The sequence below is a fragment of the Nocardioides cremeus genome (assembly GCF_030518195.1).
Lineage (GTDB): Bacteria > Actinomycetota > Actinomycetes > Propionibacteriales > Nocardioidaceae > Nocardioides > Nocardioides cremeus.
This window is the reverse complement of sequence record NZ_JAULSC010000382.1, coordinates 1-238: the sequence shown is the minus strand read 5'-3', so window position 1 is coordinate 238 and position 238 is coordinate 1. Positions and strand designations below refer to the sequence as shown.

1 protein-coding gene is annotated in these 238 nt (G+C 74.8%); it reads right to left on the bottom strand.

Annotated features, from left to right (window positions below; all coding sequences use genetic code 11):
- Positions 1–227 (bottom strand): hypothetical protein (locus QWJ41_RS22580; protein ID WP_302710527.1); only part of this gene is annotated, 227 nt, incomplete at its 3' end.
- Between the last annotated feature and the right edge of the window lie 11 nt (positions 228–238).

The following is a 238-nucleotide window of genomic DNA, read 5'->3' as shown; positions in this document are numbered from 1 at the left end:
GTGGGTGGCGTGGCGTCGGGCACCGCGCCCAGCGCTGCCCGGTAGCTGAAGAACGCCCGGTCGGTGGGGTTGCTCGCGTCGCGCACCGACCACAGCACCTCGCCGTCGCGGCCGACCACGCTGGCCATGACCCGCCGCTCGGCGGCCCAGCCGACCAGGGTGTTGCCGTTGGCCAGGCGCTGCGAGGAGCCGGCGAAGATCGCGAGGTGGTCGGTCGGCTCGGTCACCCGGTGCTCGA